Origin of the sequence: Streptomyces sp. NPDC006733, assembly GCF_040636125.1 — a bacterium.
GTDB lineage: Bacteria > Actinomycetota > Actinomycetes > Streptomycetales > Streptomycetaceae > Actinacidiphila.
On the sequence record NZ_JBEYJD010000069.1, the window covers coordinates 1 to 24,383 of the forward strand.

Here is a 24,383-nt window from a genome sequence, read left to right on the forward strand (position 1 = left end):
ACGAGCCGAGCCAGAGCGGCTGTCCGCCGTCGCGGTCCTGGCCGTACGTGGCGAGGGTGGCGCCCCGGGACGGTCAGGGGCGCCAGGAGGCGGACCGGTGGCGGGAGGCCCGCGACGGACGGTCCCAGGTGGCCCTCGGGGGGCCGGCCGGGGCTCCGCCGGACGCCCCGGCGGCCCCGCGGCGCCGTGCCAGGGCGTGCAGGACCGCCGTGAGGGCCGCCAGGTCGACCGCGTCCGCGCGGCCGCGGACCAGGACCACCGCTTCGGTGTCGGGTCGGGGCGCCGTCATGCCGGGGGGTTCCCGTGCTTGCGGGACGGCAGGGCCGCGTACTTGTGCCGCAGCATGACCAGGGAGCGGATCAGCACCGCGCGGGTCCGCGCCGGGTCGATGACGTCGTCGACGAGTCCCCGCTCGGCCGCGTACAGCGGATGCATCAGCTCGGCGCGGTACTCCTTGATCTTCTGCTCGCGCACCGCGTCCGGCTCGTCCGCCGCCGCGATCTCCCGCCGGAAGATGACGTTGGCCGCGCCCTCGGCGCCCATGACGGCGATCTCGTTGCCCGGCCAGGCCAGCGAGAGGTCGGCGCCGATGGAGCGCGAGTCCATGACGATGTACGCGCCGCCGTACGCCTTGCGCATGATCACCTGGATCCGCGGCACGGTGGCGTTGCAGTAGGCGTACAGCAGCTTCGCGCCGTGCCGGATGATGCCGCCGTGCTCCTGGTCGACGCCGGGCAGGAACCCCGGCACGTCGACCAGCGTCACCAGCGGGATGTTGAACGCGTCGCAGAACTGCACGAACCGCGCGGCCTTCTCCGAGGCATGGATGTCCAGCACGCCCGCCAGCGCGCCCGGGTTGTTGGCCACGATGCCCACCACGTCGCCGCCCAGCCGGGCCAGCGCGCACACGATGTTGGGCGCCCAGCGCTCCTGGACCTCCAGGTACTCCCCGTCGTCGACGATCTCCTCGATCACCGCCCGCACGTCGTAGGCGCGGTTGGCGTCGGCGGGGACGATGTCCAGCAGGGCCGCGGTGGAGCGCTCGGCGGAGTCCAGCGACGGCACGGCCGGCGGCTGCTCGCGGTTGTTCGCCGGGAGCATCGAGAGCAGGTAGCGCACGTCCTCCAGGCACTCGGCCTCGTCGTCGTAGGCGAACGCCGCCACGCCCGAGACCTCCGCGTGGACGTCGGCGCCGCCCAGCCCGTTCTGCGAGACCTGCTCGCCGGTCACCGCCTGCACCACGTCCGGGCCGGTGATGAACATCTGCGAGGTCTCGCGGACCATGAAGACGAAGTCCGTCAGCGCCGGCGAGTAGGCCGCGCCGCCCGCGCACGGCCCGAGCATCACGCTGATCTGCGGGATCACCCCGGAGGCGGCGGTGTTGCGCTGGAAGATCCCGCCGTAGCCGGCGAGCGCGCTGACGCCCTCCTGGATGCGCGCGCCCGCCCCGTCGTTGAGGCTGACCAGCGGGACGCCCGCGGCCATCGCCAGGTCCATCACCTTGTGGATCTTCTCGGCGTGCGCCTCGCCCAGCGCGCCCCCGAAGATCCGGAAGTCGTGCGCGTAGACGAAGACCGTCCGCCCGTGGACCGTCCCCCAGCCGGTGATGACACCGTCCGAGTACGGGCGGCGGTCCTCCAGGCCGAACCCGGTCGCCCGGTGCCGGCGCAGCGCCTCGACCTCGGTGAACGAGCCCTCGTCCAGCAGCAGTTCGATGCGCTCGTGGGCGGTCAGCTTGCCCTTCGCGTGCTGCCGCTCGGTGGCGGCGGGGTCGGGCCCCCGCCGCACCGTCTCCTTCAGCTCGGCGAGTTCGTCCAGCCGGTCGGGCATGGGCCCTTCCATCGTCCGGCGGGGGGCCGACGAGGAGCGCTGTTCAGGGATGAGGAGCTTCGGGCGCTCGGGAGCGCCCCGCTCCGGCGTTTCGGCTTCCGGTCGGCCGGCTGTTCGCATGATCCACTCTCCTCGTCGGCAACACGTATGTCAGACGGCGGTCTCGACCGGGGCACACTCGGCGAGGGTCCTGGCCAGCCGGCGTTCGTCGTTCGTCGCGTGCACCGGGACCTCGGGGACGATGCGGCGGGACAGGCCGCCGAGCGCCTTGCCCGGCCCCACCTCCACGAACCGGGCGCCGCCGTCGGCGGCCAGCCGCCGCACGGTGCCGGTCCACCGCACCCGGCCGGCCAGTTGGCGGCGCAGGCACTCCACGGCCTCCCGCGCGCTGGTGACGTACTGCGCCGTGACGCCGGAGACGAAGGGGACCCGCGGGTCGTGGAAGGAGACGCGGGCGAGGTCCGCGGCGAACTCCTCCTCGATCCCGGCCATCAGGCTGCAGTGGAACGGGGCGCCCACCGCGAGCTCCAGGGCTTTCGTCGCCCCGCGCCGCTCGGCCTCCTTGCGGACCAGCGCCACCGCGTCCACCTGCCCCGAGACGACGGCCTGGCCGGGCTCGTTGTCGTTGGCGACCTCGACGACCTGCCCGGTCGCCGCCGCCACCTCGGCGCAGATCTCCTCCACCGTCGGCAGGTCGAGGCCGAGCACCGCGGCCATGCTGCCGGGCACCTCCCGGTTGACGCCCGCCATCAGCTCCCCGCGGCGGCGCACCAGGCACAGCGCGTCCTCCCACTCCAGGACGCCCGCCGCCACCATGGCCGTGTACTCGCCCAGGCTGTGGCCCGCGACGGTGTCGGGCCGGATGCCGTGGCCGCGCAGCACCTCCAGCGTCGCCAGGCTGGTGAGGAAGACCGCGGGCTGGGTGACCGCGGTGTCGCGCAGCGCCTCCTCCGGGCCCTCCCAGCACATCCGGGACAGCGGGATGCCGAGGATCTCGTCGGCCGGGTGGTAGTAGAGCTCGTGCAGGTCGGGCCGCTCCTGGAGGAGGTGCAGGCCCATGCCCACGCGCTGCGAGCCCTGGCCGGGGAAGAGGAACACGGTCTTGTCCACTGTGGAATCAGCCCCTCGTGGTGTGGTGCCGCCGCGGTGCGGCGTCAGACGGTCGGTCGGTTCAGTTCGGACGCCGGGACCAGGGGGGTCGGCGGCGCGGGGATCGGCTCGTCGGCCCGGCCCTTCGCGGGCTCGATGTCGTGCACGAAGAGCAGGACGAGGACGGCGGCGGCCAGCGTCAGGGCGACGGCGTACCAGGCACCGTTCTGCATGCCGTGCGTGACGGCGGTCCGCTGCAGCGCGACCGCCTTCTCGGGGGTCAGGGCGCCGCTCCTCGCCAGGTCCTTCGCGGCGTCCTTGGCGGAGTCGGTCTGCGAGCTCATCACGGCGCCGATGATCGCGATGCCGACGGCGTTGCCGACCTGGCGGAACATCGTGCCGGCGCTCGCCGCGACGCCGACCTGGTCCTGCGGGGCGGCGGCGACGGTCAGCTCGGAGGAGATCGGCATGATGATGCCCATCGTCAGGCCGGTGATGAGCATGCCCGGCAGGAGCAGCGTCCAGGAGCCGCGGCCGCCGTCGGGGTCGATGAGGGTGAAGAGCGCGATGCCGATCGCCATCAGGACGAACGCGAAGGCCAGCGCCTTGCGCGCGCCGACCTTCGCGGCGAGCCGGCCGCCCATCGGGGCGCCCAGGATGAGCATCAGCGTCATCGGCAGCAGCCGCACACCGGTCTGCAGGGCGGTGAAGCCCAGGCCGTTCTGCAGGTAGATCGAGAGGTAGAACAGCACGGAGAACATGCCGGCGCCCAGCAGGAACCCGGCGACGACGCTGCCGCCGAAGGAGGGCAGCCGGAACCAGTGCAGGTCCATGATCGGTGCGGCGGAGCGCGACTCCAGGGCGAGGAAGAGGGCGAGCAGGGCGACGGCCCCGCCGAACAGCCCGATCTCCCGGCCGGAGGTCCAGCCCCAGTCGCTGCCGTTGATCAGGGCGAGGTTGAGGCAGAGCAGCGCGGCGCTGACGGTGACCAGGCCCGGCACGTCGAGCGGCTGGCGGCCGGTGGTGGTGCGCGGCCGGCGGGTGTCGCCCATGCCGGACAGCGCCGCGATGACGGCGATCACGCCGATCGGGAGGTTGACGTAGAAGATCCACTCCCAGCCGGCGTGCTCGACGAGCAGGCCGCCGACGAGCGGGCCGAGCGCGGTGGCGAGGCCGCCGACCGCGCCCCACAGCATGATGGCCAGGGTGCGCGTCCTGCCCTCGAACGCCGAGTAGACGATGGCGAGGGTCAGCGGCAGGATCACCGCGCCGCCGACGCCCTGGACCACCCGGCCCGCGTGCAGCATCGCGATGTGCGACCAGCCGAAGAGCGAGAACTCCCCGGCGGCGCCGCAGGCCAGCGAACCGGCCAGGAAGACCACCACGCCGATGGTGTAGATCTTGCGGTGCCCGAAGATGTCCCCGAGCCGTCCGGCCGTGACGATGAACACCGCCAGCGCCAGCATGTAGGCGTTGGCCACCCATTCGAGGTCGCTGAACGAGGCGTCCAGGTCGGTGCTGATCGTCGGAAGGGCGACGGTGACGACGGTGACGTCGAGCAGGGCGATGAACAGCCCCAGCAGGGCGGCCAGCAGGGTCAGGCCCGGCTTCCCCGTGCGTCCCGTGGTGCCGGGTGCGGTGGTCGTTGACATGGTGGGCTTCTCTCCCGTTATCAGGTGGGGGGTCCGGTGGGCGTGCGTCCCCGTGTCAGGCCGCCGTCCGGTGGCCGTTCACGAACTGCGTGATGAGGTCGGCTACTTCACGGGGCTGCTCCAGGTGGCAGAAGTGGGTCAGCCGGGGGTCCAGGTACAGCTCGGCGCACGGCATGTCCGCCTTCAGCGCCTCCGCGCGCTCACCGGCGAGCCCGGCGTCCTGCGGGCTGCTGATGACCAGCGTCGGGATGTCCAGGTGGGCCAGCGGGAGGTCGGCCGCCGCGCTGTACTGCTCGAAGAGCGCCAGGAAGGCCTGCGGGCCCATGCCGTCGAGCATCTTGCGCAGCATGCCGTCGAAGACGTCGGGCTCCATCGTCTGGGCGCGCGGCCCCAGCCGGGTCCGCAGGCCGGCCGCCATCACCGCCGAGAAGTCCTCCCGGAAGGCGTCGAACGCCTTCCAGTCCACCGGCCGCGACGGCGGCCAGTAGAACGGTGAGATCAGCACCAGCGCGTCGAACTTGGGGATCGCGCCGGCGGCCAGCCACTGCAGCACGGAGTTGGCGCCCAGCGAGTGGGCGACGAGCACGGAGACCGGCTCGGGCACCAGGTTCAGCCCCGCCTCGATCCACTGCGCCGCCGTACTGCGGCTGCGCCAGCGGTACGTGCCGCCGGTGCGCCACGGCAGGTCCAGCGGATAGCCGCGGAACCGGCCGCCCAGGGACTCGTTGAGCGGCTCCCAGCTCGACCAGACGTCCTCCAGGCCGTGGACGAAGACCATGGCGGGCGGGTCCGCGAAGCGGTGCACGGCGAGTTCCTCGCCGAACAGCGTGTACGCGCTGACCCGGGTGCGCGGGTCCTCGGCCGTCCCCGCGCTCATGCCGGGTCCCCGGGCGCGGCCACCCGCAGCAGCACCAGGTGGCCCTGCGGTCCCAGCACGCCGAAGGCCGCGTCGCCTCCGGCCGTGCGCGGGGCGGCGCCGCCCGCGGCGACGGGCGCGCGGAGCAGGTGCCGGGCCATGGCGAGCACGCTGGTCACGGTGGCCTGCGGGGATCCCCAGGTCGTGGTGACCTCGGCGCCGGCGCGCTCCGCCCACTGCCGGCAGTCCTCCTCGACGCGCCGCGCGGCGGGCTGCGCCGTCCCGACGGGCAGGCACAGGTGGACCGTCGCGGGCGGTACGGCGCCGAGCGCGTCCAGCGCCGCGAACACCGTCCGGCGGCCGTGTCCCGGCTCGTCCGGCAGCACCCGGCGCACCCCGCCGGAGAGCCAGCCGTAGACCCGGGCGCCGCGCTCCTCGGCCGCGCGCGGGGTCTCCAGGTGCAGCAGGCAGGCGCCGAGCGCGTCGACGGCCGGGCCCGCCACCGTGTGCAGGGCCGCGGGGGGACGGCCCTCGATGGCGCCCGCGAGCACGGCGTCGGCGCGCCCCGAGCGCAGCGCCCGGCCGCCGAGCAGTACCGCCTCGTAGCCGGCGGAGAACAGGTTGGAGAGGGTGACGTTGAAGGCCTTCATGCCGTGCGCGACCGAGATCTGGCTCGCGGGCACGTTGAGCGAGAAGTTGGGGCACTCGACCGCGCTGATCCCGCTGATCCCGTTCGTCAGCAGCGCCCGGTCGATGCGCTCGACGATCTCGCTCACCGCGAAGTTGGTGCCGACCACCACGCCGAGGCGCTCGGCCTCGCGCGGCGGGAGCTCCCCCGCGTCGGCCAGCGCGAGGCGGACCGCCACCAGGGCCGCCCGGGTGACCGGCGGCAGGAACTTCCAGCCGCGCTTGCCCAGGTGCTCAGCCGGGTCGAACGTCTCCAGCTCCAGGATCCCGGCGCCGGCGTCCGCCGCGCCCGCGTCCGCGTCCGCGTCCGCCGCCAACGTCCCGGAGGGTGCGGACGCGGCCAGCTGCGCCGCGCCGATGCCCAGCCGGCTGACCGGTCCGATACCGGTGATCGCGGCGAGCGCCGCGCCGTTCGTGCTCATGCCGACTCCTCCGCACCGGTTCCCGGACGGGGGTTCCCGCCGATCACGACGGTGATGTTGTTGCCGCCGAACGCGTAGGCGTTGACGAGGACATGCCTGCCGCTCACGTCCTCGGGAGCGTCGCGCACCAGTCGCAGCGAGCACTCGGGGTCGACGTTCTTCAGCGTGCCGATGGGCGGGACGACGCCGTGCCGGACGACCAGCGCCGCGGTGAGGCAGGAGAACGCCCCGGCCGCGCCGCCGCTGTGGCCCAGTGCGGACTTCACGGCCGCCACCGGGACCTCGGCGACCCGTTCGCCCAGGATCGTGGCCGCGGTACGGCTCTCCGCGCTGTCGTTGGCGGGCGTTCCGGTGCCGTGGCTGATCACCGCGCCGACGCCGTGCCCGGCGACCCCGCCGCGCTCCAGCGCCTCGTGCGCCGCGCGGACGGCCTGGACCCCCGCGGGGTCCGGCGCCGTCACGTGGAACGCGTCGCAGCTCCACCCCGCGCCGAGCACGGCGGCGTAGGGGATCCGGCCGCGGCCCGCCGCGTGTTCCGCGGACTCCAGGACCAGGAAGGCGGCGCCCTCGCCGTACACCGTGCCCGCACGGTCGGCGTCGAAGGGGCGGCAGTGCTCGGGGTCGGCCGCCCCGAGCCGCAGGAACGCGCCCATGGCGGGGCGGGAGACGGCTTCGGTGCCGCCCACCAGCACCACGTCGGCCTCGCCGTCGGCGATCATCTCGGCGCCCAGGGCGACGGCGTAGGCGCCGGCCGCGCAGGCGGTGGAGACGGTCAGGCCCGGTCCGTGCAGCCCCAGTTCGCGGGCAAGCACCCCGCCGGTGCCGTACGGGAACCACTGCAGCCCGCTGAGCTCGCGCCGCCCGTCCCGCTCCGACTCCTGCAGGTCGCTGTCGCCGTTGCCGGTGCCGACGCACACCCCGACGGTGTCCAGCAGGGCGGCGTCGGCCGCGGCGAGTCCGGCGTCCGCGAGGGCGGCGCGGGCCGCCTGCAGCGCGAATCCGCTGGCCCGGCCCGTCTGCCCGTCGGGCGTGGCGCCGGGGGCGCCGTCCACCACGTAGGTGAGGGCGTGGTGCACGGCGGTGCCCGGGTACTCCAGCGGCCGTACCGGCACCGCGCCGTCCAGCAGCCCGGCCCAGAAGCTCTCGATGTCGTTGCCGACCGGGGAGACGACACCCAGTCCGGTGATCACGATCTCCGGCATCGTGGTCATGCCTCCCACGCGATGCTCTCGGCGGGCCTCATGACGGCGATGGCGGAGCCGACCTCGGCGACCAACTCGTCGCCGACCCAGGACTCCCCGCTGAGGAGCACGCAGTCCGCCACGTACTGGTCGATCCGCACGACGTGCCGCAGCGTGTCGCCCGGCAGCACCGCCCGGTGCAGGCGGACGTCGCGGGTCGCGGCCAGGAACAGCGAGCCGCTGCGCTCCTGGCCCTGCGCCTTGATCCGCTCCATCCACAGGATCGCGCCGCCCTGCCCCCAGGACTCCATCAGCAGCGAGGGCGGGTAGGAGAACGCGCGGCTGCCGAGGTCGTCGGCGAGCCCGGCGTAGCAGGGTTCGCTGCCGGTGACGTTCTTGCTGGTGACGATCTGCTCGTAGGGCTGGATCTCCAGGACCCGGTCCACGAGCAGGATGGGATGGGCGTGCGGGATCAGACGGCGGATGGCCGCATAGTCGTGCATGGGTCCCCCGTTTCCGCGGTGTCCTTCACCAGCCGGAAGGTGATCTTCATCGTGGCCACCTTCGACGCACCGGAGGTGCATCGCGCGGTGACCGCCAAGGTGTCCTCCGCCGCCCCCGGGCGGCAGGCGCAGTGCACGTCGAGCACGTCGCCCGGGCGCAGCGCGGTGGTGAAGCGGACCGACTCGAGCACCGCGGGCTCGGGCGTGACGCCCTCGCCGTGCGTCTCGCGGACCAGGTGGATCACCGCCTGGCAGACCGACTCGACCAGGAAGACGCCCGGGTAGACGGTCATCTCCGGGTAGTGGCCCTCCAGGTACGCGTCGTCGGCCCGGATGATCTTGCGCCCGACGACCTCGGTCGGCGACAGCACGTCGGCCGAGTCGAGGGGGGCGTGGGGCACCGCCCGCCGCGGGAGCCCCCGCTGGGGTGCCCCGTCCGCGGCCGGCGCCCCGGGGCCGGCCACGGAGGTGACGGGGGCGCTGGTCACAGCGCGACCCCGCCGTCTATCTGGATGACCTCGCCGGTGATGTAGGCGGCCTTGTCGGAGACCAGGAACGAGACGAGGTCGGCGACCTCCGCCGCGCCGCCGTACCGCTTGAGCGGGATCGCCTTGAGCGCGGCGGCGCGCGCCTTCTCCGGCAGCGCGTCGGTCATGTCGGTCTCGATGAAGCCCGGCGCGACCACGTTGACGCGGATGCCGTAGGGCGCGACCTCCTTGGCCAGGGCGGCGCTCATGCCCTGGATGCCGGCCTTGGAGGCGGAGTAGTTGGTCTGGGTGGGGTTGCCGTACACGCCCGCGATGGAGGACATGTTCACGATGACCCCCTCCTTGCGCTTCATGAAGCTGAAGGCCACGGAGCGGCAGAAGTTGAACGTGCCGCTGAGGTTGGTGTCGATCACGGCGCGCCAGTCCTCGACCGGCATCAGGACCATGGGGTTGTCGCGCACGATGCCCGCCGAGTTGACCAGCACGTGGACCGGCCCGAGCTCCTTGGAGGCCTGCGCGAGGAACTCCTGCACGGCGTCGTAGTCCGCGACGTCGCACGGGGCGTGGTAGACCTGCGCACCGTGCTCGCGCACCAGCTTCTCGGTCTCGGCGGCCGCGTCGGCGCCGCTGCGGTAGCAGAAGGCGATGTCGTAGCCGTCGGCGGCGAGCTGCACCGCGACGGCCCTTCCGATGCCACGAGATCCACCGGTGACGATGGCCAAACGGCGTTCGGTCACTGTGATTGCCCTTCCTTGGGTGCCGCCGGGGACGGCGGGGGTGTCGATGGGGGTGGAACGCCCCCGGCCGCTACGGCGGCGGGGGTGGTGACCGTGCCGCGGGCGCGACCGGTCAGCCGCAGCCGCCCGCGGTGTCGACGTCCATGGCGCCGATCCGCTCCGTCAGCTCCTGCGGGATCCCCTCCAGCGGGTCCTCGCCCCACTCGGCGTCGATCAGCGGGTACCGCGTCGGCCGGGTCAGTTCGCTCTGGGTCGTGGTCATGACGGTGCTCCTCAAACCTTGGTCGTCGTCGGGCGCAGCGCCTGTTCGAGCGCCACCAGGAAGTCCTCCAGGCGGTCCCGGCCCCAGAAGCGGTGCCGGCCGACCTTGAAGTACGGGACGCCGAAGATGTCGTCCTCGTAGATCTGCATGAGCGCCTGCGTGCCCAGCTCGCGGATGTGCGCCTCCTCGGGCGCGCCGACCAGGGTGTCGCCCGGCAGTCCCGCCTCGTCGCAGATCCGGCGCAGCAGTCCGGGGTCGCAGATGTTCTCGCCGCGCTCCCAGCGGGCCGCCATGACGGCCTCGTAGTACTCCTTGTGGACGCCGAGCTCCCGGGCCTTGAACCAGGCCAGGTGGGGCAGGTCCCACCACTCGTCGCCCTTGTCGATCGGCCACTTCATGTCGTAGCCGAACTTCGCGGCCAGCCGCTTGGTGTCGTTGAGGATGTACAGGTGCTTGGCCTTGCTCATGGCCACGTAGTGGAACTCGCCGCCCTGCGCCGCCAGCGCCTTGGCGCTGTGCTCGTCCGGTTCGGAGAACGGCACGTACTCGATGAGCTCCTGGGCGTTGGGCAGGCGCTCCTCCAGCTGCCGCACCGCCATCCAGCTGAACGGGCTGCGCAGCGAGAAGTACAGCCGCGGGGGCTTCTTCGCTCTCACTTCGCACCGCCCCGCAGCGCGGTCTGCACGGCCTCGTCGAGGACGGCGACGGTGCCGGCCTGCTCGCCGCGGCTGATCGCGTAGCCGTGCATGATGGTGCCGGTCGCGGCCCGCTCCAGGCGGTCGCCGCGGCGGACGTAGCAGTCCATCCGGGCGGTGTACATCGTGTCGCGCAGGATCTCGTCCACGGTGAAGACCGTGTGCACGGTCTCCTCCATCCAGATGTCGGAGAGCATCTGCACCCGGGCCCGGGAGACCACGGGGATCCAGCCGCGCTCCTCCAGCAGGCTGCCGACGGACAGCCCCTGCTGGTGCAGGTAGCGGTCCACGACCTCTTCGAGGGTGCGCACGTACGCGGAGTGCTGCAGCCGGTCGGAGAAGTGGCAGTAGTAGTACGGGGCCCGCCAGGACCACAGCATCGAGCCGGAGCCCGCGGGCGCCAGGACGTCGGCGACCTCCTGGCCGTCCCCGATCGCCAGCGAGGCGTTCTGGCTGTTCTCCAGGGCGCCGACGTCGGAGACGACGTAGGGCTCCAGGAACGGCGGCACCGGTTCGGTGCCCGACCCGTCCTTGACGGTGACGAGCGCGACGCGGACCTTGCCCTTGAGGGCGGTCACCGTCTGCCCGTCGCGCTCCACCGAGAGCGTGACGTTGAACGGCGCGCCCTGGCCCGGCTTGGGCTTGCCGGACACGACCGTGGCGTACACCTGCTCGTCGGACTCGAGGGCCACCGGCAGCTGGACCGACGAGTCGACGATCTCCAGGCCGAGTCCGTAGGTGTGGTAGAGCGAGCGGGCCCCGACGCCGCGGTCGCGGAAGTACTGCAGGATCCCCTCCTCGACCAGGTACATGAAGTGCTTGAACCCGATCCAGGTACGGATGTTCGCGCCTTCGTAGCGCGGCATGCCCACATAGCTCGTCGGCTCGCCGTCGAGTAGTTCGGTCATGGTCGGTTCTCCTTGTGAGTGGTCGGTGGGCCGGGCCGTGCCGTCCCGCAGGAACGCGGCTGCCTCCCGGCCCATCTCAGGCGCCTGCGCCACGTGGCAGAAGTGCCCGTATCCCGGCGTCAGCCGCACGGTGGCGGCGGGCATCGCCTCGTCCAGGGCGGCCGCGCGCATCGGGGTCAGTCCCTCGTCCCGCGTTCCGGCCAGCACCAGCGTGGGCACCGTGATCCGGGTCAGGTCCAGCTGCCCGGAGGCGGCGAACTCCTTGTAGAAGACGGGGAATCCGGCGGGGACCGCGCGCTCCAGGAGCTTCTGCTCCATCAGCGCGAGGATCTCCGGATCCATCCGGGAGGTCTTCGCGCCCAGCGACAGGTGCAGTCCGTCGACCAGCACCCGGCGGAAGGCCGCCTGCGACCGCAGCCGCAGCGGCTCCGACAGGGCGAAGCCCGCCGGCCGGTAGAAGGGCGCGGCCAGCACGACGGCCGCGAGCTCCTGGCCGGCGCCGTCCTCCAGGGTGGACAGGTGCTCCAGGATGGCGTTGGCGCCGAAGGAGTGCCCCAGCAGCGCGTGCGGCCGCTCGGGCACCAGGTCCAGGGCGCGGCGCAGCCACTGCGCCGGGCTGCCGTCGGCCCGCCAGGCGTAGCTGTTGCCGCCGTGCCAGGGCATCTGGAGCGCGTAGACGGTGTGGTCCGTCAACTGCCCGGCGAGGTGCTGCCAGTTGCGCCAGGAGTCCTCGATGCCGTGCACGGCGACCACCGCGGGCCCGTCGCCGGGGCCGCGCCAGACCTCCAGCCCGGCGTCGGCGGACACCTGCGTCCAGCCCTTCACGCCGCCGCCCCTGCCCGGAGCAGGTGGGCGGCGCGGGAGAGCTCCACGCTCGCCCAGCCGTCCTCGACGTCGCCGCAGCCGACGGTGACCGGCAGGGCGCCGGGCGCCGCCCCGGCCATCCGGGAGGCCGCCACGGCGAGCCGGACGATCCCGGCGGCGCCGTAGGTCTCACCGGGATCCGGTCCCACCACGGGGACCGGATCCCGGTGCCGCAGGACCGGTCCGCACACCAGTCCGCTCGGCTCGGGCCAGGCGCCTGGACGACCGAGCAGGACGACGCCGGCCGCGGCGACCAGCTCCGCGCCCGGTTCGGGACGCAGCGCGGCCAGCCGGGTCGCGACCGGGTCCGCAGGTTCGACCCCGACCACGACGGCGCGCTCCGCCCGGCCGGACAGCAGCAGGAGCCGCGCCAGCCGCAGGGCGTCGAGTCCGGCCGTCGCGCCGCTGCACACCGTCAGGTTGGGGCCGGTGAAGCCGTACCAGATGGCGATCGTGCTGGCGATGACGTTGCTGGAGGCGTTCGGGGCGTCCATGGGGCTGACCGCGTTGCCGGAGCGCTCGCGCATGTCGGTCAGCACGGTGCACACCGTCTCGACGTTGCCGAAGTTGGAGGCGACGACGACGGCCGTGCCGGCGGCGCCGGGCAGCGGTTCCGCGGGGCGCCCCGGCGGCAGGCCCAGGGCGCGGTGGACCGCGCACAGCGCCAGCCGGGTCGAGGGCTCCTTGCCCAGCAGCCCCTTGCGGCCCAGCACTTCCTTGGCACGGTCGGGCGGGCAGGCCGGCTCGGCGGGCGAGCCCGGCAGCTCGGCCGCGGACCGGCCCGGGACGTGCACCGCCCAGCCGTCCACGGCGAGCGGCTCGGCGTGCTCAGGCATGACAGGCCTCCACGATCATCACTGCGTTGACTCCGCCGAACCCGAAGGCGTTCACCTGGGCCAGCCGCGGGCGCGCCGGCAGCGGGCGCCCGTGCACGAGGTTGAGCTTCTCGGCCTCCGCGATCGGGGTGCGCAGACCGGTGACCGGCGGGACCACGCCGTCGCGCATCGCCCGGAGCGCCACCAGGACGCTCATCAGCGCGGCGCCGCCGGAGGTGTGGCCGATGGCGCCCTTGATCCCGGTGACGGGCGGCCCGTCGGGGCCGAACGTCTCCAGCAGGGCGGCCGCCTCGGTCGGGTCGTTCAGCGCCGTGGCGGTGCCGTGCGCGAGGACCAGGCCGATCTCGTCCGGGACGACGCCGGCCCGGCGGTGCGCGTCGTGCATCGTCGCGACGATGCCGGCGCGGTCGGGTGCGGTCTCGTGGTGCGCGTCGCAGGCGACACCCACCCCGCGCAGCAGCCCGATCGGCGACTGCCCGTCGGCGACCGGTTCCACCACGACCGCGGCCGCGCCCTCGCCGAGGAGCACCCCGCCGCGGTCCGCGTCGAAGGGCCGTACGGTGTCGGTCACCGTGCTGCCCACCCGGCCGATCATGGTGAGCATCGACTCGGTCATCGTGTCGCAGCCCGCGACCACCACCGCGTCCGCCTCGTCCAGGGCGAGGAGGTCGGCGGCCAGGGCGAGCGCGTAGCCGGAGGCGGCGCAGGCGTTGGCGAGGGTGTGCACCTCCGTGACGGCGGGCGCCACCGAGCGGACCGCCTCGGTGAAGTGCGTCTGCGCCAGGCGCAGTTCCGCGCCGTCCGCGTGCCACTGCTCCACCGCGCGGTGCTCCCGCATACCGGTGCCCACGATCACGGCGACCCGGCGTTCCGCCGGGTCCACGCCCGCGTCGGCCAGCGCCTCGCGCACGCAGTGGGCGAGCCAGCGGCCGGCCAGCCGCAGGCCGCCTTCGGGCGCCGTGTCCGCGTCGTCGATGCTGTACGCGTTGCGGACGTTGAGCTTGACGGGGTCGCCCGCGCGCAGCGGGGAGACCCCGCTGCGCCCGGCCAGCAGCGCTGCGAAGGTGTCGTCCAGGTCGCCCAGGCAGCTGAGCATGGAGCTACCCGTTATCGCCACCGTCACGGCTCCACCCCCTGATGACCGCCGCGCCCGCCGCGCCCTCGGCGGACCGCGTGGTGATCACCGAGATCTCGCCGTCGCGGGCCGGCTCGGCACGGTGCCGGGCCAGCAGCGCGGCCAGTTGGAAGGCGCCGGAGGCGCTGAACGCCTCGCCGGTGCTCTCCTTGACGCGCAGCCGGGGCACCTCGGAGCCGAGCACGGCGGTGACCGCCGCTTCCTCGGCCTCGTCGAGCCGGGTCATCCCGTTGGCCGCGGTGGCCACGGTGGTCACCTGGTCGGCGGTGACCCCGGCCCGCTCCAGCGCGCGGACCAGGCAGGTGGCCAGGCCCTCGGTGAAGGCCCGGTCGGGGCCCGGCCGGTCGAAGAACCCGACCTCGACGGCGAGCACCTCGGCGTCGGGGCGCCGTCCGGCGGCGCGCACCGCGACGGCGTTCTCGACGACGAAGACCGCGGCGCCCTCCCCGGGCGGCAGGTCCCCGCCCTCGATGGACTGCGCGTAGTGCACGGCCCAGGCGGACTGCGGGCTGAACTCCTCGACGGAGCCCGTCAGCAGGGCGTCCGCGTAACCGCACCCGATCAGGTTGCGGCTGTAGCGCAGCACGTTGAGCATCGCCAGCGGACCGCCCGCGATCGTGGCGTTCGCGCCCTGCAGGCCGTACCAGATCCCGGCCTGCCCGGCGGCGCAGTTCATCACCGCGTTGGGGAACAGCAGGGGGTTGACCAGGTACGGGCGGTCCTGGACGAAGGTGTCCTTGCTGTAGTCGCTGGTCGACTTGGCGCTGCCCGCGGTGGTGCCGAGGGTGATGCCGATGCGGGCGCGGTTGTCGTCGTTGATCTCGAGGTCGGTGTCCTCCAGCGCCTCCTTGCAGGCCACCATGGAGAGCGCGGTGCTGCGGTCGAAGAACGAGGTGCCCTTGCGGCCGAGGTGGTCGCGGACCGTGAAGTCCACCAGCGCGTGGGCGTCGGGGCGCGGCAGCGGTTCCTCGAACATCTCGCTGACGTCGGCCGTCACGGCGTCCGCCGACCCGACCGCGTCGGCCAGGGCCCGCGCCCCGATGCCGGCGCCCGACAGGACGCCGAAGCCGGTGATGGCGAGGACCAGCGGGCCGGCCGGGCGGGCGGCGGTCTCGGTGTCGAGTTCCGGAGCCGTGGTCACGAGGGCCTCCCCAGCATGACGATGGCGTTGTTGCCACCGAACGCGAATCCGTTGACCTGGGCGATCCGCACGTCGGCGGTCCTGGCCTGGTTGGGAACGGGGTCGATCTTGGGCATGTCCGGGTCCGGGGTGTTGAAGTTGATGGTGGGCGGCAGGAACGATCCCGCGATGCCGAGGACCGAGGCGATGGCCGCCAGGCCGCTGGCGGCGCCCATGGTGTGCCCGAGCATGGACTTGGTGGAGCTGATGGGCGGCGGGTTGTCGCCGAAGACGTCGACCACCGCACTGGCCTCGACGAAGTCGTTGGCCGGGGTGCCGGTGCCGTGCGCGCAGATGTAGTCCACCTCCGAGGCCTTGACCCCCGCGTTGCGGTGGGCCAGGCGCATGCACTCGGCGATGCTGTCCCGGTTCGGGGCGACCATGTGCTTGGCGTCGCAGTTCAGTCCGTAGCCGAGGACCTCGGCGTGGATGTGCGCCCCGCGGGCCTGCGCGGACTCCAGGCTCTCCAGGAACATCGCCGCGCCGCCCTCGCCGGTGATGATCCCCGAGCGGTTCTTGTCGAAGGGCGAGCAGGCCTTCTCGGTGAGGGCACCGAGCCGGTAGAAGCCCGCGTGCGACCAGCGGCCGACCGAGTCGGCGCCACCGGCGATCATGTAGTCGGCCTCGCCGGTCCTGATCAGGTCGTAGGCGTAGCCGAGGGCGTAGTTGCTGGCGGAACAGGCGGTGGAGAGCGTCACCGCGTCGCCGGTCAGGCGCAGTTCGCGGTTGACCGCCTGGGAGAGCCGGGCACTGGACACCTGGCGCACCAGACGCGCATCGAGCCCGTCCAGGCCGGCGGTCAGGGAGTCGCCGGTGAGCCGCTCGAGCACCTGCGACTCGCCGCCGGTGGTGCCCATGCTCGATCCGGCGCGGGACGCGGCGAGCTCGTCCTCGTCCATCCCGGCATCCGCGACCGCGAGGCGGGCCGCGGATGCCGCGAAGAGGCTGGTACGGCCCCACTCGTCGACAGACAGCCGCCGGACCATGTTCTCCGGCCGGAAATCATGCACTTCGCCGGCCATGTAGTAGGGGAAGCCGCTCGAGTCGAAGCAGGCGATCGGGGAGACGCCACTCACGCCCTGGCGCAGCGCCGTGCCGTAGGCGTCCGCCCCGATTCCGATACTCGACACAGGCCCCAGGCCGGTGATGACTACCCGTCGCATGGACTCAGCCCAGCCAGCCGGCGTGCTGCGCCAGGATGTTGTAGACCTCGGTCAGGTTGACCATCTTGGGCAGCTCCGACTGCGGTATCTCGACCTTGTACTTCTTCTCGAGGCGCGCCAGGATCTCGATCGCACGCAGCGAATCGGCCTCGTGCTCCTCGACGAAGAGGCTGGTCTCGCTGATTTCCTCGGGCTCCAGTTCGAGCACCTCCGCGACAATCTCGCGGATCTCGTCGAGCTGCTCCTGCTTGTTGATGGCAGTCGTCATTTACCCAGACCTTTCATAAATGTTCCCAGCGGGCTCACGGAACGATTCCCGCTGCAATTGATATTAGGCAACGGCCGTCTGCCGATCCAGCTGCCATGGGCGTTCACCATTACGCGGACGGTTGCCCGGGTATACCTTTTACCGCCACTGAACATGACGGAGCCCCGCATTCCGTTTCTACTTTTCCGGATCGGAATCGTTACACGGAATTAACGGGGCAACGTCGGTCGGCTTCCGCCCTGAATTCGCCTCAGCGGGCGGTGCCCACCGCCGACTGGGGGCGGTTCACGGCGATGAGCGAGTCCACGACGGCGAGACACCGCGTCCCCGCCCAGATCTCGCCCGACAGGAAGGCCGTGCCGGAGGCGAGCTGCTCCAGCCGGACGACGTGCCGCATCGTGTCGCCGGGCTGGACGCCGCCGGCGAAGCGGCAGCCGCGGATCGCGGCGAGCATCAGCACCCCGTCCGGCACCCCCGCGCCGGCGCTGGCCAGCCACAGCAGCGCCGCGCTCTGCCCGAACGACTCGAAGGCGAGCGAGCGCGGGTAGGCGTACTGCGCCGCCGACAGCCCCTCGGGCAGCGCCTGGTAGCAGGGCTCGCTGCCGGTGACCGCCTTCGCGGTGGTGATGCTCCGGCCGGGATCGACCGCGTCGACCCGGTCCACCAGCAGCATCGGGTGGCGCACCGGCAGCAGTTCGCGGATGCGGACGTGGTCGATCTCCGGTGCGCCGTCCGCCGGCTCGGGTGCCTTCGAGGGCGGGCTGATCGCCTCGGCCGCGTCCGGCACGCCCACCAGCACCTTCAGCCGCGCCACCGGGGTTCCGTCCGCCCGCGCGCACCGCGCGTCGAGCGCCCAGGCCGCCCCCGCGGGCTGCGGGACGACCTTCACGTCGAACGTGATGTCGTCACCGCCCAGCATCGGGGCGAGCAGCCTGGCCGAGCGCACCTGCAGCAGCTCCGGCGGCTCCACCAGGCCGAAGGCCTGCGCCACCGCCTGCCGCAGCCCCTCCAGCAGGAACACCGCGGGCAGCATCGTCAGCCCGGGGAAGTGCCCCGCCATGTACGGGTCATCGACGGTGACGAGCTTGGAGGCCCGCAGCCGCGGGCCGTCCGCCTCCTCGCGCAGCTCCACCCGGTCCACCGCGCGCAGCGGCGCGGCGAACGGCAGCTCCCGCACGGCGGCCGTCACGCCGGCACCTGCGCGGCCGGATCCAGCACCGAGCTGGGGCGCAGCGCGGTCATCACGCTCTCCACCGTGATGATCCCGCGGCCGTCCGCGGTGCGGGACGTGCCCTCGAAGAACCACGTCCCCTCCAGGGCGCGGGTGATGCGCACCTCGTGCCGCAGCACCTCGCCGGGCAGCACCGCGCCGTGCACCTGGATCCCCGAAATGCCGCCGAAGAGCGCCACCTGGGCCTCCGCGACGTCGCGCGGCTGGTCCCAGGCCGCCAGCAGCGCGGCGCTCTGGCACCAGGACTCGATCACCAGCGCCGTCGGATAGGCGTACCCGGCGTCCTCGGTGTCGTCGGGCAGCTCCTGGTACCAGGGCTCGTTGCAGGTCACCGCCTTGAGGGAGACGATCCGGTCGCCGGGGGCGACCTCCAGCACCCGGTCCACCAGGAGGACGGGGAAGCGGTGCGGGATGAGCGCCTTGAGCGTTCCGACGCCGATCACACGAACCACACTCCGTCGTACTCGGGCCAGCGGGCGGCCAGTTCGTTGGTGTTCAGGACCTCCACACCGGGGACGACGTCCCCCGGCTCGAAGCCCAGCGCGCGCAGGTCGGGCTCGTCGACCATGACGGGGACGCCCTCGGCGATCAGCCGGCGGACCTGGTTCCGGTAGTCGGGCAGGGTGCCCACGTTCACCGGTCCGAGGTCGACGGTCGGCGTGTACGACAGCTCGTCCACCGCGAGGGTGACCGCCGCGCCCCGCAGGGCCAGCGCCACCCCGCCCAGCTGGGCGCGGAAGTCGAGGATGCCGTACAGGGCGTCGAAGAACTGCACCTCGACGGAGCCCCGGTAGGCCCGGTCGATCACGCCGAGCACGCGGTAGTCCGACATCAGGCACCTCCGATGAAGACGGTGTTGTCCGCGCCCTCGATGGTCGACACGAAGCGCATGGGCGAACGGAGCCGGACCTCGCTGATGTGCTGGGTGGCGCCGCGCTCCGCGCTGCACGCCGTGCAGGCGATCCAGGCGAACCGCCCGGGGTTGGCCGCCAGCATGTCCCGCACGATGCGCGAGCTGGAGGGGTAGACGCCCTGCGGATCACGGGTGTTGATGAGCTTGGTCTCGCCGTGCGTGGTCTGCGTCAGCATGTTGGCATAGCCGCAGGCCCAGAGCCGGACGCTCCTGCCCTCGTCCAGCACGGCCTGCGCCAGGCGCAGCGCCGAGGTGATCACGTCGTTCGAGTGCGGAGCGGCGGTGACGACGAGCAGCAGGTCCCAGCGGCGCTGGGTGATCGTGGCGGCCATCAGTGCCACACGTTCCGGCAGCCCTCGGACAGCAGCATGCGCGCCGCCGAGTCCATCCCCGCCACGGTCACGTGCGGGGAGAGCCGCCCGGCGCCCAGCGCGCGCTGGGCGGCGGAGAAGTCGTCCACCCACACCTGCGCGCCGGCCTTGGCCAGCAGCTCCAGCTCCGGCACTCCGGGCGCCGCGGCGAAGACGCCGTCCTGCACCAGGAACACGCGGACCTCGTGGCCCGCCTCCGCGAGCACGCGGGCGTCCTCCAGGAACCGGCCGGCGTTCGGACCGGCCCAGGGCCCCTGGCTTTCGATCAGCAGATAGCGTGAAGGGTCGTTCATGGGCCGCATCTCCTCCTTCCGGTCATGGTCGTCGGTCATCGGGCGTCCGCCGCCGCATCGCGTTCGGCCAGCGCCTTGAGGGTCAGTAGCTGTTTGCGCATGATCACGGTGTCGCCGCCGGCGAGCGCCACCGCGCGGATCCGGGCCAGGCCCGTCGGGGTGGCCGCGTTGAGCCGGACCACCAGCCGGCTGGCGCCGGGCGCCCGTTCGGCGACCTGGTAGGTGACCGCGAGCAGTCCGTAGGCGCGCCGCGCCGCGGGGTAGGTCACCCCGGTCAGGTGCCGGTCGGGTTCGAAGGCGACCAGGTCGAAGGCGAGGAAGCGCTGGCCGAGCGCCAGCCGCTCCGCGCCGGGAGTCAGCGTCCGGCTGCTGCTGTGCTGCCGGCCGTAGGTGTAGGCGCCGGTGCGGATCTGGCACAGCCACCGGAACGCCAGCGGGACCGGGGCGTCGATGTCGACCGCCCGGTGGAAGCTGAGATAGGGCTGGGGCAGGTGGTCGTCGCAGGGGTAGGCGGCCGCACATTCCTGCTCCGTGGCCCCCCAGGAACGTGTGTCGAGCATCGGTCCTCCTACGACGGATCGCGGTACCGCAACCGCAGGGTCGCGGTCTTGCCCCGGGCGGTCCCGCACCGGGCGCGGACGTCCCGCACGCCGTCGGCGCACGTGATCACGCAGTCCACGGTGAGCACGTCGCCCGGGAAGACCGGGGAGGCGAAGCGCACCGAGCGGACCTCGTCCAGCTCGGGCCGCACGCCCTCCCGCTCCCCGGCGTGCCGCAGCACCGCCTGGTGCACCGCGTCGAGCGTGAAGACCCCGGGCAGCAGCGGGAACGCCGGGTAGTGGCCGGCGAAGACCGGAGCGGCGGGGTCGACCGGGATCTCGAGGGCGATCCCGGCGTCGTCCAGGCGCAGCACGCGCGCGCCCGGCAGCAGAATGACCGCGCTCATTCAGGCGGCCAGCTTCTGCACCAGCAGGTCGTGCACATCCGGAAGGCGGCGGACTTTCACGATCTCCTCTTCGCCGATCTTCACCTGGTACCGGCGCTCCAGGGTGACCGCCAATTCCAGGGCGACCAGCGAATCGACATCCAGATCCTCGATGAAGAGGGCCTCGTCCGTGAGCGACTCGGGATTCACGTCGAGCGCGTCGGCGACGAGTTCCCGCAATTCCGTCCTGCTGAAGGCGGCTTCGGTGGTCATCGAATCTCCCTTTCCTGAAGGAGTGGACAAATATTCCGCCGGCCACCGGCAACGCATTGCGGCCCGCTCATTCAGGACGCTACGCGAACCCTTGGCCCGAACCAGCACGCACATGGGTGTTGGGAAAGGCCCGCTGCCGGACGGAGATCCGGCAGCGGGGTCCCGTGGCCCGCGTCAGAGCGCGAGCGAACCGCGGACGACGAGTTCCGCGGGGTTCAGCACGACCTTCACCTGCAGCATGCGGTTGTGGGCGGCGTAGGTGAGCTTCAGTCCCATCGCCTGGAGCACGGCCGTCTGCTCCGTTCCCTCGGTCGTGTGCAGCATCCGGATCCGGCGCGCGGTCGCGCCGATGGTCGCCTCGTGCAGGGCCCTGGACCCGGCGGCTGCGGCCATCCGCGCGAGGCGGTCCGGGGCGCAGGACGCGCGCAGCCAGGAGAGCAGCGGGCCGAGGACCGACTGCTCCCGCAGGTACACGTTCCGCGGGTGGTCGATCTCGTTGGCGCTCGCGTACTCGGCGGGGAACCGGCAGCGGTAGTAGGGCTCGTCGTTGTTCCAGGTGCCCTGCATCAGCCGGTTGCACTGGCCGCAGCGCACCAGGCCGCGCAGCGAGTAGACCCGCTCCACCGAGCGGGTGTTCGCCGCGGGCCCCGTCCTGCGCAGGTCGAACATGCGCTGCACCCGGTCGAAGACCTCCGGCGGCACGACGGCCTCGGACCCCGGAGCCGCGTCCACGTAGCGGTTGTTGACCAGGATCGCCCGCACCGCGCTCTTCGACCAGGCCGCGGCGCCGTACTCCAGGCCGTGCCGGGCCGCCCCGGGGCTGGAGATCCCGTCGGCGGTCAGGCCCTCCGCGATGCTCTGCAGCCCCTTCTCCGCCAGGTACTCGTGGAAGATGCGCTGGACGACGGGCGCGGTCCGGTCATCGGGGACGAGCTGCCGCCGCTGCCTTCCGTCGACCGTGTCGGTGACCACCCGGTAGCCGTACGGCGGCCTGCCCCGCAGCAGGGGTGCCGGGACGGGCATCGTCTGCGTCTCGAGGGCCGGCAGCTCCGGCGCCGCGAGGCGCGGATGCGGATGTCGGCGCTGATGGGGCACCGTGGCGATGTCTGCCGCGCCGCCCATGTGGCAGGTCACGCGGCGGCCCGATCCCGGCGCCTTCGTTGTCTTGGTGTTGCTGTGCATGGTTGTGCTCCCCCGTATTGGCTTTCATATGCGTGCTGGGCCTCCCTCTGCGGCCCCTCGAACGGTCACTGCGGCGAGATGCCCGTCGTCGGCCACCGCGACGACGAGGCCTGGACCGGGCTCGTGCAGCAGCCCGATCAGTTGGAACAGCGCCGACACCGTGCCGAAGCGGGCGTCGCTCCCGGTGTAGGCGGTGGGCTTGACCGGGACGCCACAGGCGGCGAACGCCTCCTGGACCGCCTCGTCCACCGGCGCGGTCTCCGCCGAGCCGCAGAACGCGTACCGCACCACCTGGTCAGTGGTGTGCGGTGCGGCGACCCGGCCCACCGCGGCGGTGAGCGCCCCGTGCTCCCAGCCGCCCCCGGCGGACCGGGGCACGAACCGCGAGGTCCCGCCGGTCAGTTCGGCCGCGGCCGGGTCCGCGCCGCGGTCCAGCAGCAGCGCCGCCGCCCCGCCGAGCGTTCCGGCCGAGGCGTCGGCGTCCTCGGTGGCGGTGGCGAGCACCCGGTCGGCCCGCCCGCGGCGCAGCGCGGACATCGCGAAGAGCACGGCGTCCAGACCGCCCACGACCGGGTTGGTCAGGGTGACGGAGAACGCCCGGCAGGCCAGCGAGATGGCGAGCTGGCTGGCCGGCATGTTCACCGAGAAGCCCGGCAGTTCGGCCGGGCTCAGCCCCGCCGTGCCCTCCTCCCGGACGGAACGGTCCAGGCGGGCGTGCAGGGCGGTGATGGAGTGGTGGGTGCCGGCGCAGACGCCGAAGCGGTCCGCGTCGTGGCCGGGCGGCGGCCCGTCCCCCTGCCTCCGTCCGGTCGCCTCGTTGGCCGCGGCCAGCAGGTAGCGGGTGGCGGGCGTCAGGTACTTCCAGCCGCGCCGGCCCAGGTACGGGACCGGGTCGAACCAGTCCTGGTCGGCCTCGGCCGGATGCGGCGCGCCGGAGCCCGTCAGGTCCCCCGGGCCGCGCACTCCGGGGGCGAGCAGCCCCATGCCGGTGACGGAGATGGTCACGAGGCCGCTCCCAGCACGAGGGCGGCGTTGTTGCCGCCGAAGCCGGTGGCGCTGACCAGCACCCGGGGCTCGATGAGCGGCACCGGGCCGGCCAGCGGCACCTCCAGCGGGCACTGCGGGTCCAGTTCGGCCACGTGCGCGTTGGGCGGCACCACTTTGTGCCGCAGCATCAGCGCGGCCGCCACACAGCCGAACACTCCGGCGGCACCGGCCGTGTGGCCGATCACCGCCTTGATGCCGAAGGCGGGGGTGCGGTCCACCCGCTCGCCGAGCGCCGCGGCGACGACATCGCTCTCGACGGTGTCGTTGACCGCGATGCCCGCCCGGTGCAGCACCAGGGCCCCGGGCGGGCCCGACGCCCTGCCCAGCGCTCCGGCCACGGCACGGCCGAGCTGCTCCCCGCCCGGCTCGGGCGCCGTCGGGTGGTAGCCGTCGCAGCTCCAGCCGTAGCCCTCCAGGACGGCGTACGGCACAGCGCCTCGGCGGGCGGCGTGCTCGGCGGACTCCAGCACCACCGCGGCGGCGCCGTCGCCCGTCACCATGCCCTGCCGGTCCGCGTCGAACGGCCGGCACACGGTGGTGTCCAGCAGTCCGAAGCGGTCCAGCGAGGCGAGCGCGACCCGGGAGTACCCGTCGGTCCCGCAGGCGACCACCACGTCGGCCTGGCCGCTGTCGATCAGTTCCGCGGCCCAGCTCACCGCGTACACGCCCGCGGAACAGGCGGTGCTCAGGCTCTGGTTGGGCCCGCCCAGGCCGAACCGGCCGGCCACCGCCGAGGCGACCTGGAAGGAACTGGCGCGGGTGGCCCCGCCGCCGGTTCCGGACTCGGCCAGGTCGATGTCGCCCAGGGTGGTCCCGACCGTCAGACCCGCGTCGGCGAGCCGCGCCCGGTCCAGTCCGGCGTCGGCGAGCGCTTCCCCGACGGCGTGGCAGGCCATGCCGCTGGCGCGTCCGTACCGGCGTCCGGCGCGTTCGGTGTGCTCCTGGGCGGCGCCCCGGACCTGGTAGACCGGCGGGCGTTCCGCCAGACCGCACTCCTCGGGCGCCGGTGACGGCTCGCCGTCGGCGCGCAGCAGCCCTTCCCACAGCTCGGCGGCCGAGTTCCCCAGGCTACTGACGGCGCCCAGACCGGTCATCACCACGGACGGCATGACGCCCCCCGGGAATCCCACGTCTCGGCTGTCCGCCGCACTGACAACGATGGCTCACTCATGGCACACCTAAAAGTCCGTTTCTGCACGCGAACTCGACCGACGCGAGGTGGGACATACGTCACCGCTGTCACCGGGCGCCGCGTGCTCCGGTCGGTGCGGTGGGCATCGGCGCGCGGACGCCCCGTCGCGTCCGGTACTCGATGCGGGATGGACAGGCCTCGTCGTCGGGGCAGCGGGGAGGTTCCCCGTCCCGCGCCGCTGTCCTGATCGACGCTATGTT

Annotated in this window: 29 protein-coding genes; all 29 read right to left on the minus strand. The window is 73.0% G+C overall.

From position 1 onward, the window contains the following. Window positions 1–73: 73 nt before the first annotated feature. Window positions 74–289, minus strand: a complete 216-nt coding sequence (locus tag ABZ721_RS37330) for an acyl-CoA carboxylase epsilon subunit (RefSeq protein ID WP_358793259.1) — start codon at window positions 287–289, stop codon at window positions 74–76. Further along, a complete protein-coding gene (locus tag ABZ721_RS37335) occupies window positions 286–1,830 on the minus strand; it encodes an acyl-CoA carboxylase subunit beta (protein ID WP_358793260.1) in 1,545 nt (514 codons plus the stop codon). The genes ABZ721_RS37330 and ABZ721_RS37335 overlap by 4 nt, the downstream gene beginning before the upstream one ends. A 150-nt stretch (window positions 1,831–1,980) precedes the next feature. Then, window positions 1,981–2,940 (minus strand): ACP S-malonyltransferase, encoded by a 960-nt coding sequence (gene fabD, locus ABZ721_RS37340; protein ID WP_358793261.1) that lies wholly within the window; start codon window positions 2,938–2,940, stop codon window positions 1,981–1,983. Between the two features lie 44 nt (window positions 2,941–2,984). Continuing rightward, the gene (locus ABZ721_RS37345) at window positions 2,985–4,571 is read right to left on the minus strand and encodes an MFS transporter (protein WP_358793262.1); all 1,587 of its coding nucleotides are present in this window, start codon (window positions 4,569–4,571) and stop codon (window positions 2,985–2,987) included. A 55-nt stretch (window positions 4,572–4,626) separates the two neighbouring features. Next, window positions 4,627–5,448, minus strand: coding sequence for an alpha/beta hydrolase (locus ABZ721_RS37350; protein WP_358793263.1), 822 nt, complete (start codon window positions 5,446–5,448; stop codon window positions 4,627–4,629). Continuing rightward, on the minus strand, window positions 5,445–6,536 hold the full coding sequence (locus ABZ721_RS37355) for a beta-ketoacyl synthase N-terminal-like domain-containing protein (RefSeq protein ID WP_358793264.1): 1,092 nt from the start codon (window positions 6,534–6,536) through the stop codon (window positions 5,445–5,447). Before ABZ721_RS37355 ends, ABZ721_RS37350 begins: the two co-directional genes overlap by 4 nt. Continuing rightward, window positions 6,533–7,747 carry a beta-ketoacyl synthase N-terminal-like domain-containing protein gene (locus tag ABZ721_RS37360; protein WP_358793265.1) on the minus strand — a complete coding sequence of 405 codons (1,215 nt, stop codon included), beginning with the start codon at window positions 7,745–7,747 and terminating at the stop codon, window positions 6,533–6,535. The genes ABZ721_RS37355 and ABZ721_RS37360 overlap by 4 nt, the downstream gene beginning before the upstream one ends. Continuing rightward, window positions 7,744–8,220, minus strand: coding sequence for a beta-hydroxyacyl-ACP dehydratase (locus ABZ721_RS37365; RefSeq protein ID WP_358793266.1), 477 nt, complete (start codon window positions 8,218–8,220; stop codon window positions 7,744–7,746). Before ABZ721_RS37365 ends, ABZ721_RS37360 begins: the two co-directional genes overlap by 4 nt. Next, a complete protein-coding gene (locus tag ABZ721_RS37370) occupies window positions 8,190–8,708 on the minus strand; it encodes a hypothetical protein (protein WP_358793267.1) in 519 nt (172 codons plus the stop codon). The genes ABZ721_RS37365 and ABZ721_RS37370 overlap by 31 nt, the downstream gene beginning before the upstream one ends. Then, entirely contained in the window at window positions 8,705–9,445 is a 741-nt protein-coding gene (fabG, locus tag ABZ721_RS37375) for a 3-oxoacyl-[acyl-carrier-protein] reductase (protein ID WP_358793268.1), read from the minus strand. Before fabG ends, ABZ721_RS37370 begins: the two co-directional genes overlap by 4 nt. Before the next feature lie 112 nt (window positions 9,446–9,557). Next, complete coding sequence (locus tag ABZ721_RS37380; RefSeq protein WP_358793269.1) at window positions 9,558–9,707, minus strand: hypothetical protein; 150 nt, start codon at window positions 9,705–9,707, stop codon at window positions 9,558–9,560. An 11-nt stretch (window positions 9,708–9,718) separates the two neighbouring features. After that, window positions 9,719–10,363, minus strand: coding sequence for a DsbA family protein (locus ABZ721_RS37385; protein WP_358793270.1), 645 nt, complete (start codon window positions 10,361–10,363; stop codon window positions 9,719–9,721). Beyond that, on the minus strand, window positions 10,360–12,135 hold the full coding sequence (locus tag ABZ721_RS37390; protein WP_358793271.1) for an alpha/beta fold hydrolase: 1,776 nt from the start codon (window positions 12,133–12,135) through the stop codon (window positions 10,360–10,362). The genes ABZ721_RS37385 and ABZ721_RS37390 overlap by 4 nt, the downstream gene beginning before the upstream one ends. Beyond that, window positions 12,132–13,010: a beta-ketoacyl synthase N-terminal-like domain-containing protein gene (locus tag ABZ721_RS37395; RefSeq protein WP_358793272.1), complete on the minus strand. Its 879-nt coding sequence runs from the start codon at window positions 13,008–13,010 to the stop codon at window positions 12,132–12,134. Before ABZ721_RS37395 ends, ABZ721_RS37390 begins: the two co-directional genes overlap by 4 nt. Further along, window positions 13,003–14,127: a beta-ketoacyl synthase N-terminal-like domain-containing protein gene (locus tag ABZ721_RS37400; RefSeq protein ID WP_358793273.1), complete on the minus strand. Its 1,125-nt coding sequence runs from the start codon at window positions 14,125–14,127 to the stop codon at window positions 13,003–13,005. The genes ABZ721_RS37395 and ABZ721_RS37400 overlap by 8 nt, the downstream gene beginning before the upstream one ends. Continuing rightward, window positions 14,111–15,286 (minus strand): beta-ketoacyl synthase N-terminal-like domain-containing protein, encoded by a 1,176-nt coding sequence (locus tag ABZ721_RS37405; RefSeq protein WP_358793274.1) that lies wholly within the window; start codon window positions 15,284–15,286, stop codon window positions 14,111–14,113. Before ABZ721_RS37405 ends, ABZ721_RS37400 begins: the two co-directional genes overlap by 17 nt. Continuing rightward, window positions 15,283–16,488 carry a beta-ketoacyl-[acyl-carrier-protein] synthase family protein gene (locus tag ABZ721_RS37410; RefSeq protein WP_358793275.1) on the minus strand — a complete coding sequence of 402 codons (1,206 nt, stop codon included), beginning with the start codon at window positions 16,486–16,488 and terminating at the stop codon, window positions 15,283–15,285. The genes ABZ721_RS37405 and ABZ721_RS37410 overlap by 4 nt, the downstream gene beginning before the upstream one ends. 4 nt (window positions 16,489–16,492) lie before the next feature. Continuing rightward, window positions 16,493–16,756 carry an acyl carrier protein gene (locus tag ABZ721_RS37415; protein ID WP_358793276.1) on the minus strand — a complete coding sequence of 88 codons (264 nt, stop codon included), beginning with the start codon at window positions 16,754–16,756 and terminating at the stop codon, window positions 16,493–16,495. 250 nt (window positions 16,757–17,006) lie between these two features. Then, window positions 17,007–17,945 carry a hypothetical protein gene (locus ABZ721_RS37420; protein ID WP_358793277.1) on the minus strand — a complete coding sequence of 313 codons (939 nt, stop codon included), beginning with the start codon at window positions 17,943–17,945 and terminating at the stop codon, window positions 17,007–17,009. Continuing rightward, window positions 17,942–18,430, minus strand: a complete 489-nt coding sequence (locus tag ABZ721_RS37425; protein ID WP_358793278.1) for a beta-hydroxyacyl-ACP dehydratase — start codon at window positions 18,428–18,430, stop codon at window positions 17,942–17,944. Before ABZ721_RS37425 ends, ABZ721_RS37420 begins: the two co-directional genes overlap by 4 nt. Continuing rightward, complete coding sequence (locus ABZ721_RS37430) at window positions 18,427–18,819, minus strand: hypothetical protein (RefSeq protein WP_358793279.1); 393 nt, start codon at window positions 18,817–18,819, stop codon at window positions 18,427–18,429. Before ABZ721_RS37430 ends, ABZ721_RS37425 begins: the two co-directional genes overlap by 4 nt. Continuing rightward, a complete protein-coding gene (locus tag ABZ721_RS37435) occupies window positions 18,819–19,232 on the minus strand; it encodes a hypothetical protein (protein ID WP_358793280.1) in 414 nt (137 codons plus the stop codon). Before ABZ721_RS37435 ends, ABZ721_RS37430 begins: the two co-directional genes overlap by 1 nt. Further along, window positions 19,232–19,564, minus strand: a complete 333-nt coding sequence (locus ABZ721_RS37440) for a DsrE family protein (RefSeq protein ID WP_358793281.1) — start codon at window positions 19,562–19,564, stop codon at window positions 19,232–19,234. The genes ABZ721_RS37435 and ABZ721_RS37440 overlap by 1 nt, the downstream gene beginning before the upstream one ends. A 35-nt stretch (window positions 19,565–19,599) precedes the next feature. Beyond that, the gene (locus ABZ721_RS37445) at window positions 19,600–20,124 is read right to left on the minus strand and encodes a hypothetical protein (protein WP_358793282.1); all 525 of its coding nucleotides are present in this window, start codon (window positions 20,122–20,124) and stop codon (window positions 19,600–19,602) included. Between the two features lie 8 nt (window positions 20,125–20,132). Continuing rightward, on the minus strand, window positions 20,133–20,510 hold the full coding sequence (locus tag ABZ721_RS37450) for a hypothetical protein (protein WP_358793283.1): 378 nt from the start codon (window positions 20,508–20,510) through the stop codon (window positions 20,133–20,135). Continuing rightward, window positions 20,511–20,762: a phosphopantetheine-binding protein gene (locus ABZ721_RS37455; protein ID WP_358793284.1), complete on the minus strand. Its 252-nt coding sequence runs from the start codon at window positions 20,760–20,762 to the stop codon at window positions 20,511–20,513. It abuts the gene before it with no gap. 174 nt (window positions 20,763–20,936) lie between these two features. Next, on the minus strand, window positions 20,937–21,944 hold the full coding sequence (locus ABZ721_RS37460; RefSeq protein ID WP_358793285.1) for a recombinase family protein: 1,008 nt from the start codon (window positions 21,942–21,944) through the stop codon (window positions 20,937–20,939). 24 nt (window positions 21,945–21,968) lie between these two features. Beyond that, window positions 21,969–22,949, minus strand: coding sequence for a beta-ketoacyl synthase N-terminal-like domain-containing protein (locus tag ABZ721_RS37465; protein ID WP_358793286.1), 981 nt, complete (start codon window positions 22,947–22,949; stop codon window positions 21,969–21,971). Then, a complete protein-coding gene (locus ABZ721_RS37470) occupies window positions 22,946–24,100 on the minus strand; it encodes a beta-ketoacyl synthase N-terminal-like domain-containing protein (RefSeq protein ID WP_358793287.1) in 1,155 nt (384 codons plus the stop codon). The genes ABZ721_RS37465 and ABZ721_RS37470 overlap by 4 nt, the downstream gene beginning before the upstream one ends. Window positions 24,101–24,383 lie beyond the last annotated feature (283 nt).

Coding starts and splice junctions, on each gene's coding strand:
- ABZ721_RS37330 (WP_358793259.1), bottom strand. CDS start 289: ATGACGGCGCCCCGACCCGACACCGAAGCGGTGGTCCTGGTCCGCGGC.
- ABZ721_RS37335 (WP_358793260.1), bottom strand. CDS start 1,830: ATGCCCGACCGGCTGGACGAACTCGCCGAGCTGAAGGAGACGGTGCGG.
- ABZ721_RS37345 (WP_358793262.1), bottom strand. CDS start 4,571: ATGTCAACGACCACCGCACCCGGCACCACGGGACGCACGGGGAAGCCG.
- ABZ721_RS37350 (WP_358793263.1), bottom strand. CDS start 5,448: ATGAGCGCGGGGACGGCCGAGGACCCGCGCACCCGGGTCAGCGCGTAC.
- ABZ721_RS37355 (WP_358793264.1), bottom strand. CDS start 6,536: ATGAGCACGAACGGCGCGGCGCTCGCCGCGATCACCGGTATCGGACCG.
- ABZ721_RS37360 (WP_358793265.1), bottom strand. CDS start 7,747: ATGACCACGATGCCGGAGATCGTGATCACCGGACTGGGTGTCGTCTCC.
- ABZ721_RS37365 (WP_358793266.1), bottom strand. CDS start 8,220: ATGCACGACTATGCGGCCATCCGCCGTCTGATCCCGCACGCCCATCCC.
- ABZ721_RS37380 (WP_358793269.1), bottom strand. CDS start 9,707: ATGACCACGACCCAGAGCGAACTGACCCGGCCGACGCGGTACCCGCTG.
- ABZ721_RS37395 (WP_358793272.1), bottom strand. CDS start 13,010: ATGCCTGAGCACGCCGAGCCGCTCGCCGTGGACGGCTGGGCGGTGCAC.
- ABZ721_RS37410 (WP_358793275.1), bottom strand. CDS start 16,488: ATGCGACGGGTAGTCATCACCGGCCTGGGGCCTGTGTCGAGTATCGGA.
- ABZ721_RS37415 (WP_358793276.1), bottom strand. CDS start 16,756: ATGACGACTGCCATCAACAAGCAGGAGCAGCTCGACGAGATCCGCGAG.
- ABZ721_RS37430 (WP_358793279.1), bottom strand. CDS start 18,819: ATGTCGGACTACCGCGTGCTCGGCGTGATCGACCGGGCCTACCGGGGC.
- ABZ721_RS37435 (WP_358793280.1), bottom strand. CDS start 19,232: ATGGCCGCCACGATCACCCAGCGCCGCTGGGACCTGCTGCTCGTCGTC.
- ABZ721_RS37440 (WP_358793281.1), bottom strand. CDS start 19,564: ATGAACGACCCTTCACGCTATCTGCTGATCGAAAGCCAGGGGCCCTGG.
- ABZ721_RS37445 (WP_358793282.1), bottom strand. CDS start 20,124: ATGCTCGACACACGTTCCTGGGGGGCCACGGAGCAGGAATGTGCGGCC.
- ABZ721_RS37450 (WP_358793283.1), bottom strand. CDS start 20,510: ATGAGCGCGGTCATTCTGCTGCCGGGCGCGCGCGTGCTGCGCCTGGAC.
- ABZ721_RS37455 (WP_358793284.1), bottom strand. CDS start 20,762: ATGACCACCGAAGCCGCCTTCAGCAGGACGGAATTGCGGGAACTCGTC.
- ABZ721_RS37460 (WP_358793285.1), bottom strand. CDS start 21,944: ATGCACAGCAACACCAAGACAACGAAGGCGCCGGGATCGGGCCGCCGC.
- ABZ721_RS37470 (WP_358793287.1), bottom strand. CDS start 24,100: ATGCCGTCCGTGGTGATGACCGGTCTGGGCGCCGTCAGTAGCCTGGGG.